Annotated in this window: 13 protein-coding genes; 8 read left to right on the forward strand and 5 right to left on the reverse strand. The window is 41.1% G+C overall.

Annotation, left to right across the window (positions count from 1 at the left end; genetic code table 11):
- Window positions 1-191: 191 nt before the first annotated feature.
- Complete coding sequence (locus EC846_RS14430) at window positions 192-1,253, forward strand: DUF6670 family protein (RefSeq protein WP_228200685.1); 1,062 nt, start codon at window positions 192-194, stop codon at window positions 1,251-1,253.
- Window positions 1,254-1,385: 132 nt separating this feature from the next.
- Here EC846_RS14430 and EC846_RS14435 read toward each other — a convergent pair whose 3' ends face one another.
- A complete protein-coding gene (locus EC846_RS14435) occupies window positions 1,386-1,835 on the reverse strand; it encodes an SRPBCC domain-containing protein (protein ID WP_123775587.1) in 450 nt (149 codons plus the stop codon).
- Between the two features lie 343 nt (window positions 1,836-2,178).
- On the opposite strand from EC846_RS14435, the gene EC846_RS14440 reads away from it, so the two are divergent.
- The 6 genes from EC846_RS14440 to blp2 all read left to right on the forward strand — a co-directional run bounded on the left by EC846_RS14440 (window position 2,179) and on the right by blp2 (window position 10,534).
- Window positions 2,179-3,210: a substrate-binding domain-containing protein gene (locus EC846_RS14440; RefSeq protein WP_123775588.1), complete on the forward strand. Its 1,032-nt coding sequence runs from the start codon at window positions 2,179-2,181 to the stop codon at window positions 3,208-3,210.
- A gap of 99 nt (window positions 3,211-3,309) precedes the next feature.
- The gene (pstC, locus tag EC846_RS14445; RefSeq protein ID WP_123775589.1) at window positions 3,310-4,689 is read left to right on the forward strand and encodes a phosphate ABC transporter permease subunit PstC; all 1,380 of its coding nucleotides are present in this window, start codon (window positions 3,310-3,312) and stop codon (window positions 4,687-4,689) included.
- Complete coding sequence (gene pstA, locus EC846_RS14450; RefSeq protein ID WP_123775590.1) at window positions 4,686-6,074, forward strand: phosphate ABC transporter permease PstA; 1,389 nt, start codon at window positions 4,686-4,688, stop codon at window positions 6,072-6,074. The genes pstC and pstA overlap by 4 nt, the downstream gene beginning before the upstream one ends.
- Window positions 6,075-6,088: 14 nt before the next feature.
- A complete protein-coding gene (pstB, locus tag EC846_RS14455) occupies window positions 6,089-7,003 on the forward strand; it encodes a phosphate ABC transporter ATP-binding protein PstB (protein ID WP_004770231.1) in 915 nt (304 codons plus the stop codon).
- 145 nt (window positions 7,004-7,148) lie between these two features.
- Window positions 7,149-8,111, forward strand: a complete 963-nt coding sequence (gene sohB / locus EC846_RS14460) for a protease SohB (protein WP_032810292.1) — start codon at window positions 7,149-7,151, stop codon at window positions 8,109-8,111.
- 239 nt (window positions 8,112-8,350) lie between these two features.
- Window positions 8,351-10,534, forward strand: a complete 2,184-nt coding sequence (gene blp2, locus EC846_RS14465) for an Ig-like repeat protein Blp2 (protein ID WP_123775591.1) — start codon at window positions 8,351-8,353, stop codon at window positions 10,532-10,534.
- Window positions 10,535-10,559: 25 nt separating this feature from the next.
- On the opposite strand, the gene EC846_RS14470 is transcribed toward blp2, so the two are convergent.
- Together EC846_RS14470 and EC846_RS14475 are read right to left on the reverse strand one after the other, a co-directional pair.
- Entirely contained in the window at window positions 10,560-11,198 is a 639-nt protein-coding gene (locus EC846_RS14470) for a DUF2238 domain-containing protein (RefSeq protein ID WP_123775592.1), read from the reverse strand.
- Between the two features lie 38 nt (window positions 11,199-11,236).
- A complete protein-coding gene (locus tag EC846_RS14475) occupies window positions 11,237-11,587 on the reverse strand; it encodes a hypothetical protein (RefSeq protein WP_004770224.1) in 351 nt (116 codons plus the stop codon).
- Between the two features lie 279 nt (window positions 11,588-11,866).
- On the opposite strand from EC846_RS14475, the gene EC846_RS14480 reads away from it, so the two are divergent.
- Window positions 11,867-12,271 carry a hypothetical protein gene (locus EC846_RS14480; RefSeq protein WP_123775609.1) on the forward strand — a complete coding sequence of 135 codons (405 nt, stop codon included), beginning with the start codon at window positions 11,867-11,869 and terminating at the stop codon, window positions 12,269-12,271.
- On the opposite strand, the gene rsmD is transcribed toward EC846_RS14480, so the two are convergent.
- Complete coding sequence (gene rsmD, locus EC846_RS14485) at window positions 12,268-12,816, reverse strand: 16S rRNA (guanine(966)-N(2))-methyltransferase RsmD (protein WP_123775593.1); 549 nt, start codon at window positions 12,814-12,816, stop codon at window positions 12,268-12,270. The two genes, EC846_RS14480 and rsmD, sit on opposite strands and share 4 nt — an antisense overlap.
- A complete protein-coding gene (gene mrdA, locus EC846_RS14490) occupies window positions 12,816-14,840 on the reverse strand; it encodes a penicillin-binding protein 2 (RefSeq protein WP_123775594.1) in 2,025 nt (674 codons plus the stop codon). The genes rsmD and mrdA overlap by 1 nt, the downstream gene beginning before the upstream one ends.
- Between the last annotated feature and the right edge of the window lie 193 nt (window positions 14,841-15,033).

Raw genomic sequence — 15,033 nt, forward strand, 5'->3', positions numbered from 1 at the left:
TGAGCTCCTTTTTTATTCGTAGTGGAACAGGCTGTGAGAGCGCCATTTAAAATGTCATGTTTTGTCTAAAAATTAGATTTTTCCCAATAAAAGTTTGCCAACAAATCTAGGTATCTTATAGGTAGGTATAAAAAATGAATAAAGATGATTTCAAGCGTATTGGAAATCACCTTAAAAAAGAGAACAATAAGATGTTTAATCAATGGCCTGCATTAATGAGTTTTATAAAGCCTTTACATAAAGTGCTGGACACACCTGCTATCTCATCTAAACAGTCTTTATTTCAAGAATATGCTTTGGACTCTAAACATCGGGCTCAACAGCGCGGCTGGAGTCGTTACGGAATTATTATCCCAGATTTACCCGCACCGCATCATTTTTTCACTTTTCTTTCGATTATAAGTTCATTGGGGAATGACGCAGTTGAGTCTGATCCGTTTTTAAAAACCGATTTGGGTGACAATGCCATGATCGTGGCTGGCACGGCTGCAAAAATGGCCCGACATTTCCAAAGTTATTCGACTCCACAAAATAGTCAGTCATTTGCTAGTAATCCATTCTTTAAAGTGGGCAAAGACATCACGATAGAAGGAGCGTATCCAGATTATCATGTCGTGGTACGGCAGTCTGAGTTTAAGCTTGATATTCGGTTAAAGAATGCAGATCAAGTTTCATGGTTTGTTCAAACCCCGATGTTTGATCACTTTAGTTTATTGTCTCATTATGAAGGCTATTGTCATTATCAAGGTGACATGCAAAAAATTTCAGGCTTATGCGCGTTTGAATATTCCTTTTGTACGGCATTCAATTCTTCCTCTCATCTTTCAAATCAAAAGATTCCACTGGATTTTAGTACCTACCATATTATTTCTTTAGATAAACACACGCAGCTTTTACTCAATGAAACCCATTTTAATGGACAAAAAGTGGTGAATAAGGCTTTTCTCAGAAATCTTGAGAGCGACCATTTAAGACTAACAGCCGAATTTGAAGTATTGAGTTATCAGTCCCGTTTAGCTGTGGCTGAAGATGGACGTATCATCAAATTGCCTTATCAGTTTCAATGGATTGTAAAAAATATGGAAGGGCAGATTGAGATTCGTTTAAAAGGTGAAGTCGATACCCCTATGCTTTATGGGATTGGCGATGGTTATGTGGGTGGATATTTTTATGAAGGCGTCTATAAAGAACGCGTGATTGAAGGGCGTGGTTATATGGAATATGTGGATCGTCGAATCGAAAAGCAGGCTTAATCACTAGTGGATAAAAAGCGAATCGTACCTACACAATCTTTCTTGGTCTGATCAATCAATATGTTTAAGCCTTGCATTATGAAAATAGTGCATGCCAATGCATGACCTATTTCCAGCAATAATGAGAGAGCATCAGAAAGGTGGAAACTTATCATGCACAAGGTTAAGTTGAAGATCATGTTCCAGATAAGCTTTTAAACTATCCAGTACTGTTGTAAAACCGCCAGTACTATCAATAATAAAAGCAATGAGTTCATCGCCCTGTAAGGCAATATTGTAGTTCTGGATTCTGAGATAGGTTTGCGTTTCATTTATTTTTTCAAATCTAAAGTCCACGGTACTGCTGGGTTCCCCCCATTGGATCTGGATCAATTCATTTTCAATGATTTTTGTCACCATGACTTTTGTAGAAACTTGGTATTTCTCCCATGTCCAAGTCACTGTATGACCTTGTTCGAGTTTGCCTGTGGATGAGCTGAACCAGAATTTTGAGGTAATTTCAGGATCAATGAATGCTTCGAATACCTTAGAAACAGATTTGCGAATCATCATTTGTGTTTCAATTGTGACAGAATTTGGCATTGTATCTGTCCTTTTTTATAGAGAATTGTCATAAAACATATATAAACTAACCTTTTAACCCAAGATAGTTTTTGTTAATTGAGATTTTTTGATTCTTTAAAATTTTAATTAAATTAATGGGTTGTGTTTTTATTTCTCATTGTTTATGACAAGTGTGAAAGCTGGAATACGATTTTATGACGGATCACATGCTAAAAATAGATGGTGGAAAATGACCATCACAAAAGCGTCATAAAGTTGTCACTTAATTGTCATATTATCTGCTCAAAATGCAGTTAACCAAAGTACAACACTTAACTTGAAAAGAGTTGTAAATCAAATTGCATTAATGAGAGAAAACAGAATGCGCTTAAATCCACGTCACATCGCAATTGCATTAGCTGTATCTGGGGCAACTGTAGCAACGACTGCAAATGCAGCTCGTGATACGATTCAAATTGCTGGTTCATCTACTGTATTACCATTTGCAAGTATTGTTGCTGAAGAGTTTGGCAACACTTTCCCTCAATTTAAAGCACCAGTTGTCGGTTCAGGCGGTACTGGTGGTGGTTTGAAACAATTCTGTCAAGGTGTTGGCGATAACACGATTGATATCGCAAATGCTTCACGTCAAATTAAAGATTCAGAATTGGATACATGTAAAAAATCTGGCGTAAACCAAGTACAAGAAATCAAAGTGGGTTACGACGGTATTGTATTCGCTTCAAATGTTAAAAAAGCAGCGTATAAATTAAAACCAGTTCATGTCTTCATGGCATTATCTGCACAATTACCTTCAAACGGTAAATTGGTTGCAAACCCTTATACAAACTGGAATCAAATTGATAAATCATTGCCAAATGAAGCAATCACTTTAGTGATCCCAGCTTCTAACCACGGTACACGCGAAGTTTTCCAAGAGAAAATGGTTGATTTGGGCTGTGAAGCATTTGATTACTACAAAAACTTAAGTAAAGATGACCAGAAGAAAGCATGTTCAACTTTCCGTAAAGATGGCCGTGTAATCGAAATTGCAGGTGACTATACTGAAACATTGGCTCGCTTAAAAACTTCTCCAAATGCTGTGGGTGTATTTGGTTTAGGTTTCTATGACTCAAACCGCGATAAATTACGCGTAGCAACTGTAAATGGTGTAACACCTTCAGAAAAAACAGTATTGGATGGTAGCTACCTTGTTTCTCGTCCATTATTCTTCTACGTGAAAGGCGAACACTTGAAATCAATCAAAGGCTTGCCACAATTTGCAGAATTCTTCTTGAACAAGAAAATTTCTGGTAAAGGTTCTAAATTAGAAAAAGCTGGTTTGATTCCTTTAAGCGATAAAGAGCGTGCAAAAATCCTAGCTGATTTCAAAGCGGGTAAATCAGTTAAATAATATTGTTAAAAGGGAGGCTGGTGAGACTTAGGTTCATCAGCCTTTTTGTCTAGCTAAGTTTTTTCAAATCATGAAAATTGGGAAAACAGTGGAGATTACATGAATCTGCTACTTATCGGTGTGTTATTAGCCCTTGTGGCAATTGCATATCAAATCGGGCTGAGCAAAAGCCGTAACCTAGCAGGTAAGGGAAATAACTCAGCAGCACTACATTCTCGCCCAGGGTATTATGGGGCATTGGTTGCGCTGTGGTGTGGTGTTCCTGCTTTTTTAATTTTGATTATTTGGAACTTGGTTGAACCAAGTGTTTTACAACATATTATTTTTAATAATATCCCGGCTTCTGTAAGTTCAACTTTAGATGGGGCGGGACGTGATGTATTAACCAGTCGTGTACAAGCATTGGCTTCTGGTTTCGGGGTAACAGATCAGCCAGCAGCTTATGAGTTAGCAGCAGCACAAGAGCTTTCAAAATTCCAGACCATTGGTTCTTTTGCCAAATTGGCCGTTGTGATTAGTGCTGGATTGGCGGGTCTGGTTTGGGCAAAACGTCATGTTAGTCAACAATTCCGCGCACGTAACCAAGTTGAAAAGGCTGTTAATGTCGGTTTGATTCTGTGTTCTGGCGTCGCGATCCTGACCACAATTGGTATCGTGCTGTCTATGCTGAATGAAGCATTGCACTTTTTCCGTTTCGTCAGTCCTTTTGATTTCTTCTTTGGTACCGAATGGAGCCCGGGCTTTAGTACATCTGGTAACGCAGAAGGAAGCTACGGCATTTTGCCCTTAATCTGGGGTACCTTAATGGTGAGTGGTATCGCACTACTCGTTGCTGTACCAGTCGGGTTGATGATCGCGATCTATTTGGCAGAGTATGCGTCTCCTAGTTTACGTGCTTGGGCAAAACCAGCGATTGAAGTATTAGCGGGTATCCCAACGATTGTGTACGGTGTGTTTGCCTTAATGATCATTGGCCCATTCTTCAAAATGTTAGGTGAACAAGTCGGCTTACATATCAATGCGACCAGTGCACTGACCGCAGGCTTTGTAATGGGAATCATGATTATTCCATTCGTTTCTTCACTTTCAGATGACATCATTACACAGGTTCCACGTGCATTACGTGATGGTTCTTTAGGCTTAGGGGCAACCAAGTCTGAAACTATTCGCCAAGTGGTTTTACCTGCGGCTTTACCCGGAATTGTTGGGGCATTCCTGTTGGCCGCTTCTCGTGCGATTGGTGAGACCATGATTGTGGTATTAGCAGCAGGGAATAGTCCATTACTGCATGTGAATCCATTAGAAGCCGTTTCGACAGTTACCGTAACGATTGTTAACCAATTAACTGGCGATACTGACTTTGCCAGCCCGCAAGCTCTAGTGGCATTTGCCTTAGGTTTAACGTTGTTTGTCATTACTTTGGGTCTAAACATTATTGCACTGTATATCGTGCGTAAATATCGTGAGCAATACGAATGAGTTCATCAAATACAAGTTCTATGGATGTGTTAGATCCAAAAGTAGCTGCTGAACAACGTGAACAGCGCAAAAGAAAAATCCAGAGTTCTTTGGCTAAGCGTCATCGTCAAGAAAAGGCATTCCGTTTTGCTGGTTTCTCTGCGGTTGTGATTGGTCTTGCTTTTGTCGCTTTACTTTTCGGTAGTATTTTAAGTAAGGGCTTACCAGCATTTTGGCAAAATAGCCTAACTGTACCTGTATATTTCGATCCCGCAATTATCAATGCGGGCGCAAAACCAAAAATAACAGCAGGTGAAACACCCGCGCATTTTGAAGAGCGTATGGTGGCTTGGCAAACAGAGATGGGCATGGTGGATTGGGATGCCTTGATCGTGAATGGCGTTGTTGCTAAAGATAAGGCTTTAGAATCTCAACGTGACGAGTTAAGTAGTTTGTATACCAGCTCTGAAACCTATCGTCTTCGTGATATGGTGCTTAAAGATCCATCTTTAATTGGCACCAAAAAAGAAATTAAATTTTTGGCAGATGCGAATGTTGACGTCTGGTTAGCAGGAAATATTGATCGCTCTTTACCTGATGATCAACAACAGTTAAGCCCAGAGGTTCGTCAGCTGGCAGATAAATTGAAAGCACAAGGCGTTATAACAAATAGCTTTAATACCAATTTATTCTTTAGCCCAGACTCTCGTAGTTCTCCTGCAACCAGTGGTTTAGCGGGTGCATTCATGGGCTCACTGTTCATGATGCTGATCGTGATTGTGATCTCTATTCCAATTGGTGTTGCAAGTGCAATCTACCTTGAAGAGTTTGCGCCAAAGAACATGATGACCGATATTATTGAAGTTAACATTAACAACTTGGCTGCTGTTCCTTCAATCGTGTTTGGTTTGTTGGGTGCAGCGATCTTTATTAGCTGGATGCATTTACCATTATCTGCACCGCTAGTGGGGGGGCTGGTACTGAGCTTAATGACTCTGCCAACTGTGATCATTACCACGCGTGCATCGTTAAAAGCAGTACCTCCTTCGATTCGTCAGGCCGCTTTGGGTCTCGGGGCTTCAAAGGTTCAAACTATTTTCCATCATGTTCTGCCTTTAGCTTTACCAGGGATTCTGACTGGTGCAATTATTGGGGTAGCGCAAGCATTGGGTGAAACGGCTCCATTATTATTAATTGGTATGAGTGCCTTTGTTGCAAGTGTCCCTACAACGCCATTAGATCAGGCGACTGCATTACCTGTACAAATTTATTTATGGCAAGGTAATGAATTGCGTAACTTCTTTGAAGGGCGTACAGCAGCAGCGATTATTGTGTTACTTGCACTCATGATCAGTTTAAATGGCCTTGCTATCTGGCTCCGTAAGAAATTTGAAGTGCGTTGGTAATTGAGGAGAGTACAATGAATACGATTGATATTATGAACGCCGTAGAAAAGGATAAATCAGTGAATCCACAGCAAACAGAATTTACGTCATCTGAAGCGCAAGTTAAGCAATCAAATACTGCATTTGTCTCTCAGTTCGAAACGGCGGCTTCAACTAAGAAACCTCAGACAAGTGAAGTGAAAATCAGTACCAAAGATGTTCATGTCTACTATGGTGAAACTGAGGCAATTAAAGGGATTGATCTGGATGTATACCAAAATGAAGTGATTGCATTCATTGGGCCATCAGGTTGTGGTAAATCGACTTTCTTACGTACCCTAAACCGTATGAATGACACGATTGATAGCTGTCGTGTAACGGGTAAGGTGACACTCGATAATCAAGATATCTATGATCCAAATCTTGATGTCGTTTTACTTCGTGCACAAGTGGGTATGGTATTCCAGAAGCCAAACCCATTCCCGAAATCCATTTTTGATAACGTTGCGTATGGCCCTAAATTGCATGGTTTGGCACGTGACAAATATGACTTGGAAGAAATTGTAGAAAACAGCTTGCGTAAAGCGGGCTTATGGGAAGAAGTCAAAGATCGTTTAAGTCAGCCGGGTACTGGTTTGTCGGGTGGTCAACAGCAACGTCTATGTATTGCCCGTACTATTGCAGTAAGCCCAGAAGTGATCCTGATGGATGAACCATGTTCAGCACTTGATCCAATTGCGACAGCAAAGATTGAAGAACTGATTTCAGAACTTTCAGAGCAATATACCATTGCAATCGTGACTCACTCGATGCAACAGGCGGCACGTGTTTCTGACCGTACCGCTTACTTCCATTTGGGTGATCTGATTGAAGTAAACTCGACTGAGAAAGTCTTTACTCAACCTGACCATCAATTGACTGAAGCGTATATTACAGGTCGTTTTGGTTAATAAAACCCAGATCAATCAAAGAGCCTACGGGCTCTTTTTTTATTATATAAATGAAAATAAATCTATTTTTCAAATTCACTATTGAATTTTTATTCAGCAGGCCACATCTTAGATGAATAAAGCCGAATTTATAGAGCATTACTGTATGTTATTCCATTTACCTAAATTTCCCGCTGAAATTCGTATTAGTCATTTAAATGCGCGTGTGAATGAACAAAGAAAAAAAATTGCGCAAACAACAGCTTCTCGTTTGGAATTACTGCAACTGGTGCAACAACTTGCCAAAGAAGCAAAAGTTCGTCGTAAGAATGATCAAAAAATTTACGTACTCGATTTTAAAGGAGACGTACAAGCCTCTGCCGTTGATACGATTCGTGAAGAAATCACCTTGATCTTGGCAACTGCAAAAGCTGGACATGACCGCGTTGTTGTTCGTCTGGAAAGTCCAGGCGGTATGGTACATGGGTATGGTCTGGCAGCAGCCCAACTGGTGCGTTTACGCGATGCGGGTTTTCATGTCACGATCTGCGTAGATAAAGTTGCAGCGAGTGGCGGCTATATGATGGCGTGTATTGCTAATGAAATCATTTCAGCACCATTCGCTGTGGTGGGTTCAATCGGCGTGGTTGCTCAAGTTCCTAACTTTAATCGTTTGTTAAAACAACACAATGTTGATTTTGAACTGTACACCGCAGGCGAATACAAACGTACTGTTACCATGTTTGGTGAAAACACGCCAGAAGGTAAGGCGAAGTTCGAAGAAGAGTTACAGCAAACACATGCTTTATTTAAGCACTTTGTAGAGAAATATCGCCCACAACTGGATGTTGCAAAAGTCGCAACAGGTGAGCACTGGTATGGTGAGGATGCGCGCGAGTTGAATTTGGTTGATACCTTACAGACTTCAGACGAATACTTGCTGAGCCTACTGCCAAAACATGATATCTATGTGATTAATACGCGTAAACGCCCAACCTTTGGCGAAAAGCTTGGTTTACAAGCTGCGCAAATGGCTGAGAGTTTGGTTCCAGCTGTGATGAGTAAAATTACAGATAGTCTTGCGAAAGCAAACAGCACGCTTGTCCAAATGCGTGATCCAAAATTCTAATTGAAGCGTTTTAAAGAAAACCAGTCTGATGAGGCTGGTTTTTTTATATGAATTAAAAATATAGGTTATTTTTTACAGTCTGTTTTTTGAACGTATGGTCAATTTAAATTAAAAAGAACAAAAGCGATTGAATAGATTGTTGTTCAAAGAATGTTTTGATATTTTAAATGCAGATGAATTACTTAACTATTCATTAATCGACAAATAGATAAAAATATAATTGATAAGTGAGCATAAAAATGACAAGAGTTGTCGTTTCTTCGAAGAAAAATTCGAATATTTTACAAGATGGACAGATAAAAGCGGTCATTCTAGATCAGCCTTCGATTGTCCAGATTGGTGTAAATCAGGACGATATCAAATCTATTATGAAACAAGGTAATGATCTTGTCATTACACTAAAAAACGGTGAAAAAATCATTATTAGTGATTTTTATACTGATGCAAATGTCACTGAACATACTTTGGCTTTTCCAGAAAAAGACGGAAGCTATAGCATTGCTCAATTTGATGATTCGGGCCAGTTTGTCCGTTATGTGCCGACAACACAACTGACTCAATTTGCTTATACACAGCCACCTTCACAGGCGATAGCAACGTCAGATGGTGCAGAAGACTTGGGCATTACCAAATCGCAATTGCTCAAAGCTGGATTGGTCGCTTTAGCAGCAGAAGGGTTATATTTGCTGGCTGTCAAAGATGATGATGACGATAAAAAAGACAGTAACAACAATAACAAACCGATTGATTTAACACCGCCAGACACACCTACGGCAACTTTAGGCGCTGATACACAGACCATCACAGGAAAAGCTGAAGCAAACGCCAGAATTGAAGTTAAAGATGTTACTGGTAAGGTGATTGCAACTGGACAAGCTGATGCAGAAGGCAATTATTCGATCAAGCTGGATCAGCCTTTAGTTAATGGCGGCAGGGTTGGAGTAACCGCGATTGATAGCGCTGGAAATGCTTCAAAGATGGCTGTAGTAACGGGAAATAAGGATACCATTGCACCAGATGCGCCTACCGCCCAGCTCAATGCGGATGGAACTATCGTAACAGGTAAGACAGAGGCCAATGCCAAAGTCTCTATTTATGATGCAGATGGCAAGTTGCTTGGTACCGTCACCGCAAATAAACAGGGTTTATATTCGATTAAGGTTTCGCCTCCATTGACCAGTGAGAAGGGCGGAACTGTTGTTGCAGAAGATGCGGCAGAAAACAAATCGACACCTTCAAAAGTTTTTGCGGGCAAGGATACTGTTGCACCTGATCAACCGACAGTTGAAGTGAATAAAGAAGGGACTTCAATCGTAGGTCGGGCAGAAGCCAATAGCAAAGTTGTGATCAAAGATGCTGATGGTAAGGTGATTGGGAGTGGTACTACAGATGCACAAGGCAAGTTTGAGATTAGCCTGTCACCTGCTTTAGCTGCCGATAAAAAGGGTTCTGTCGTACTGGAAGATGCAGCTGGCAACGTCTCAAAACCTCTTGAAATCACCGCAGGTAAAGACACCATAGCGCCAGATAAAGCCGCAGCCCAGATTAACGCAGCGGGTGATACCGTTACAGGTATCGCTGAGGCAAATAGTAAAGTTGAAATCAAGGGCCCAGATGGCAAAACGATTGGGACAGGTACGGTTGGAGCCGATGGGAAATTTACCATCACCATATCTCCAGCTTTAACTGATAAAAATATAGGTAAAGTGTACATCATTGATGCGGCAGGTAATCGTTCAGATGCCACCGATGTACTGGGAGCCAAAGATACCATTGCACCCAATAAGCCTGTCTTGCAAACCGTCACTGATGATGTGGGGCCTGTAAAAGGCGCAGTTGCTGCGGGTGCAAATACCGATGATACCAAGCCGACGCTAGCAGGCATTGGTGAAGCAAAAGCGGTGCTGACGATTTACGATAATGGTCAACCCGTGGGTACTGTAACAGTCGGGGACAATGGGAAATGGAGTTTTAACTTTACCCAAGAGCTGGGATTAGGTGCACATAAGATCACATTAACCCAGACTGATGCTGCGGGTAATATCAGTGAAATGAGTGATGGATTCAGCTTTAATGTTGTTGCACCAACCACGACAGCATCACTACAAAGCGAAGCTCCAGAATCTGCTGTGGCACAAGCTTCATTGGTTGACTCCATCAATCTGGATGCTTTTCAAGCCAAACAGGTGGCTGCATCTCCTTCATCTTCCGCAGAAAAGTTAAACCTAAATGAATTGTTATCTGTTCCTGAGCAATCAAGCAGTCAGGTGGACGATGTCTTAAATCAAATTATTTCAACTCAAACACCATCGACCACTGCAACAGGCTCAAGCAGTCATAATGTCGAAAGTTTTGATTTTGCCCAAACCGTCAGGACAGATCCTTTAGACCAGATGGATGTATTACAGCATTCAATTATCTAATCAATGTACAGATGAAATAAGACGCTTATTTTTCAATAAGCGTCTTTTGTTTTACCAGTTGAATAATTCCCGTCAGGATCGCGCCAATTGTTGCTAGAAACATATCTTTATGCGCATCCCACATATCACCTTGCTGACCATTGTAGTTTTCTGCATCTTCAGGCGATAAACCGATAGAAAGACCCCATTCAAGGAGCTCATAAAATACGCTGGACGCCATGACAAACTGGATGACAAGCAGGAAGAGGGAGAACGGTTTGGTGTTGGGTAGCCAGACTTGAAAGCAACGATAGACAAAAGGATAGAGCAGCAGTCCATAAGCAAAATGAACCAGCCGATCATACATATTCCGTGACCAGCCCATGCTTTGATTTAAGTCAAAGTTGAAAAAATAGAGGATCCATTGATTATAGGGTACATAGGAATAGAGGTAGTGAGCGCCAATAATATGGATAAACAGAAACGCTAAATATAAGCAGAAACTCAAATAATTCAGGCCGATTTTCTTGAATGCAATCAGCAAGGCAATCAACATAAAAACCGTACCTGCCTGATGTAACAGGTACGACTCAAACTCAAGTGGATGAATACTTGCAATAGCAACCACAAGTACGATGAGCGCAAGCGCAAGATAATGTTTTAATGTCAGTTGTTTTTCTATCATGTCACGTCCTAAACGCGATCAGGCAAAGCGTATTTCCCTTACTCTGTAGAAGCTACAGCAATAGGCTCTTTTGTTGTAGATATCCCGCCAAGTGCCTGACACGCTTGTATATATAATTGATATTTTTGTTGTACAACTTCATCGAGGGGAATGTCAAAGAGATCTTCACCATTTTTATATTGTTCAATATAAGAGGCAGCCTTTTCTTTATTGGCAGCCAAAGATTGTTGATAAAAAGTTGAAATAGAAGAAGTCGCTAACTCGCTAGATTCAATATTATTACATTCAAAATTTTGTAAGACTTTCTCAGCACGTTTTACCTCGCTTGATTTTCCAAAGATACAACCGGTTAAGCTTAAGGTGGCGAGGAATACGTACAAAAGTTTCATGATAGATAAAGTGAGATTTTAAAGACGGCTATTATTGTATAGAAGTTTAGTTTTATAAATTAAATATTTATGTCTAACAGAATAAAAATTAAAAAATTTTATACATCTTTTGCATGATTTCGCTATAGCAAAAAACGGTCGCGTTAAGGTAGAGGGAGGCGTAATGATTGAAGGTGAGATAAAGTTGAACAGTTTAAATGTAGAGCAAGTTTTAATTGCTTGATAAAAAATAACTTTTAGAGGTATCCTAAAGAGGGGTTGTCAGTAATACAAGTGATGATGCGCGTTAAGCATATTTTTTTATTCTGTCTGCTGGCCTGTCTATCTGGCTGGTCGAATGCAGAAGATTATGATTTTTTTGAGCCGATCCATGATGATCGCGAGGAAATGTTTGACGCCGCCTATCCGCAAATGAAAACAGATTATTCAGTTTTGCATAATCTATTTTTTCAGAACGAACGTTGGCGTGTCTATAACCACACCGCTTACCAGACCAATCAGTTTAACCATAAAATGCTAACGGGCGATACCACCAGCCTGTCATTAGACGATTTCTCGATTTCTGTGGGGTATGGCATCGCTTATCAGCTCAATTTTCGTAATCGAATTGGTTATGAATATTTGTCCAGTTTCCCCTTTGATCGTGGACAAATGATACGATTTTTCTGGCTGAGTATTTTCTAAACCACTTTTTGATATAAGCCTGCTCTAACCATACCCGCTTTGGTTTCTTTGATTTTTTGCCAACTGTCAGGAAGTTTCAGTTGAGCTAAGTCACGATCTGCCTCGACATAGATATAGGCATTCGGATTAATCATTGGATCAGCCAGTTCAGCCAGTTCTTGCCATAAATCAAGGCTATAAGGTGGATCAAGAAAGACCACATCAAAGCTGTTTTTTAATTTGCTTAAAGCTTGCTGGGCCGTTGTGACCAATAACTGACAATTTTCAGCTTTTAACAGTTGAATATTATCTTTTAAAAAACGTGCTTGCGTTGGATTCGGTTCAATCATGGTGACTTTGGCAGCACCACGTGAAAGGGCTTCAAAGCCCAAGGCACCAGAACCGCTGCACAAGTCTAGAACCTGTGCATTTTGAATATCCCACATTAACCAGTTAAATAAGGTTTCACGGACACGGTCAGGTGTCGGTCGTAAGCCTTCAATACTTGCAAATGGTAGCGTGCGTCGTTTCCATTCACCGCCAATAATTCGTAATTGATTTTTCATTATTCAGTTACTCCATCATCTGCGGATTGAGTTGCTGCTGGAGGTGTCGCAGCAGGTGGGGTGGCTACCGGGCTTGAAGCTGGCGCTGCATTTTGTGCTGCTGCCGCGTTTGCCATCGATAACTCACCTGGCTTGATTCCTGCGGTCATTAAGCCACCACTCACCTGATGATTGGCTGGGCGAAGTGGATTCTTTTTGCGCGTTACAAGCCAGTAATCGAAGATTGGACGGGCAATCTGTGCGGCTGAACCACCGTGTCGACCATTTTCCCAAACGACGGCAATCGCAATTTCTGGATTATCCGCAGGTGCAAAGCCAACAAACAGACCATGGTCCCATTGGCGAGATGAAAGGGCCGCTTCGTTATAACGTTTACCTTGTGCAATACTCTTCACCTGTGCCGTACCCGTTTTACCCGCAATCGAATATTGCAAACCGCCTTTGATGCCGCGACCTGTACCTGACTGGATCACGTCAACCATTGCATCATGCATATTGGTCCAGTCTTGGTCTGTGCCGTTAAACTGGATTTTGCCATCAGGCGCATTGTGCACAGCAAACTTTTTGGCGCCTTTGGTTTCTCTTAATACATGCGGCGTAACATGTGAACCCTTATTGGCAGTAATTGCAGTTGCCATGGCAAGTTGTAATGGTGTTGAGGTAAATGCACCTTGTCCGATACTAACCGAAATGGTTTCACCTTTGAGCCATTTTGACTTACGGGTACGCATTTTCCATTCAGGGCTTGGATAGAGACCAGAGCTTTCACTTGGTAAATCGACACCGGTTTTTTCACCAAAGCCAAACTGACGCATCCAGTCATTCATTTTTTCAATGCCCATCCGGTAGGACAGAACATAGAAATAGGTATCACAGGAAACGATTTGTGCCTTGTGCATATTAACTGAACCATGTCCGCTTTTCTTGTGGTCACGGAAGCGATGGCTGTCGCCAGGCAGAGAGAAGTAACCTGGATCTGAAATGGCTGTATTCCAATCCACCAGACCATAGTGAATGCCACCTAAACCAAACATTGGCTTAATGGTTGAGCCGGGCGGGTAAGCCCCTTGAACTGCACGGTTGTAGAGTGGCTGGTCGAGGTTGTCACGCAGACCGCTATAGTCTTTTGTACTAATCCCAGTGACAAATAAGTTTGGATTGAAACTTGGGCTAGAGACCAATGCCAGAATTTCACCTGTGCGCGGATCCATGGCCACAATTGCACCACGGCGATCTTTTAATTGCTGTGCAGCAATCGTTTGTAGACCATAGTCAATTGATAAGTACAGATCATTACCGCGTGCAGGGTTTTGGCGTCCTAAATTACGTAACACATTACCATGGGCATCTGCTTCGACAGATTCATAACCCGGTGTGCCGTGTAATAAGTCTTCATAGCTTTTTTCGACCCCGATTTTACCAATCAGGTTGGTGCCCGCGTATAAGTCCTTATCAATCGATTTGAGTTCTTTATCGTTAATACGTCCCACATATCCAATGACATGGGCAAAAAGTTCGCCATGCGGATAGTAGCGGGTCATCTGCGTTTCAATTTTCACCCCAGGAAAAGCATATTTCACTTCGCTAAATTTCGCGATATCTGCTTCCGTCAGGTTTAATTTGATTGCCAGACGCTCAGTTTTTCGTGCTGTTTTTACGCGACTTTTAAAGCGGTCAACGTCTTCCTGACTGAGATTTAAAATTGGGATCAAACGAGTAAGCGTATCATCAATATCGCTGACATCGGCACGACTTAGGGTTGCCGTAAAAACAGGATAGTTATCCGCGAGCAAAACCCCATTACGGTCATAAATGTAACCACGGGCAGGCGCGAGCGGTTGTAAGCGAATTCGGTTCTTATCTGAGGCCGTTGTAAAATCATCGTAATGAACAATCTGTAAATATGCATAACGACAAATCAATAACAGTAGAAAAAAGGCCACCAGAAAGATAGCAAAGAAGATTCGACCCTTATAAATGCGCTTTTCTTGTTGCATGTTTTTTAAAGGAAAGTGCTGTTTCATAGGGTGCCGACTTAATTGCAGGGGTGAGAGAATACAAAGACGGAATATTTTAACGTAAGTTGCATGAACATACTGTAGAATTTTCAACAATTCATGCAATTGTTCATGCGACAGCTTTTGACTTTGTAGACATTAAAATTATAGGGTCTTGTATATTAGAAGCAAAATAATTCTGTTAAAGTCACAAACTATT

Source organism: Acinetobacter sp. BIGb0102, from assembly GCF_003815055.1.
Taxonomy (GTDB): domain Bacteria; phylum Pseudomonadota; class Gammaproteobacteria; order Pseudomonadales; family Moraxellaceae; genus Acinetobacter; species Acinetobacter vivianii.

What these genes read in the sequence shown, in the direction of transcription:
- EC846_RS14430 (WP_228200685.1), top strand. Translation starts at nt 192, where the DNA reads ATGTTTAATCAATGGCCTGCATTAATGAGTTTTATAAAGCCTTTACAT.
- EC846_RS14435 (WP_123775587.1), bottom strand. Translation starts at nt 1,835, where the DNA reads ATGCCAAATTCTGTCACAATTGAAACACAAATGATGATTCGCAAATCT.
- EC846_RS14440 (WP_123775588.1), top strand. Translation starts at nt 2,179, where the DNA reads ATGCGCTTAAATCCACGTCACATCGCAATTGCATTAGCTGTATCTGGG.
- pstC (WP_123775589.1), top strand. Translation starts at nt 3,310, where the DNA reads ATGAATCTGCTACTTATCGGTGTGTTATTAGCCCTTGTGGCAATTGCA.
- pstA (WP_123775590.1), top strand. Translation starts at nt 4,686, where the DNA reads ATGAGTTCATCAAATACAAGTTCTATGGATGTGTTAGATCCAAAAGTA.
- pstB (WP_004770231.1), top strand. Translation starts at nt 6,089, where the DNA reads ATGAATACGATTGATATTATGAACGCCGTAGAAAAGGATAAATCAGTG.
- sohB (WP_032810292.1), top strand. Translation starts at nt 7,149, where the DNA reads ATGTTATTCCATTTACCTAAATTTCCCGCTGAAATTCGTATTAGTCAT.
- blp2 (WP_123775591.1), top strand. Translation starts at nt 8,351, where the DNA reads ATGACAAGAGTTGTCGTTTCTTCGAAGAAAAATTCGAATATTTTACAA.
- EC846_RS14470 (WP_123775592.1), bottom strand. Translation starts at nt 11,198, where the DNA reads ATGATAGAAAAACAACTGACATTAAAACATTATCTTGCGCTTGCGCTC.
- EC846_RS14475 (WP_004770224.1), bottom strand. Translation starts at nt 11,587, where the DNA reads ATGAAACTTTTGTACGTATTCCTCGCCACCTTAAGCTTAACCGGTTGT.
- EC846_RS14480 (WP_123775609.1), top strand. Translation starts at nt 11,867, where the DNA reads ATGCGCGTTAAGCATATTTTTTTATTCTGTCTGCTGGCCTGTCTATCT.
- rsmD (WP_123775593.1), bottom strand. Translation starts at nt 12,816, where the DNA reads ATGAAAAATCAATTACGAATTATTGGCGGTGAATGGAAACGACGCACG.
- mrdA (WP_123775594.1), bottom strand. Translation starts at nt 14,840, where the DNA reads ATGAAACAGCACTTTCCTTTAAAAAACATGCAACAAGAAAAGCGCATT.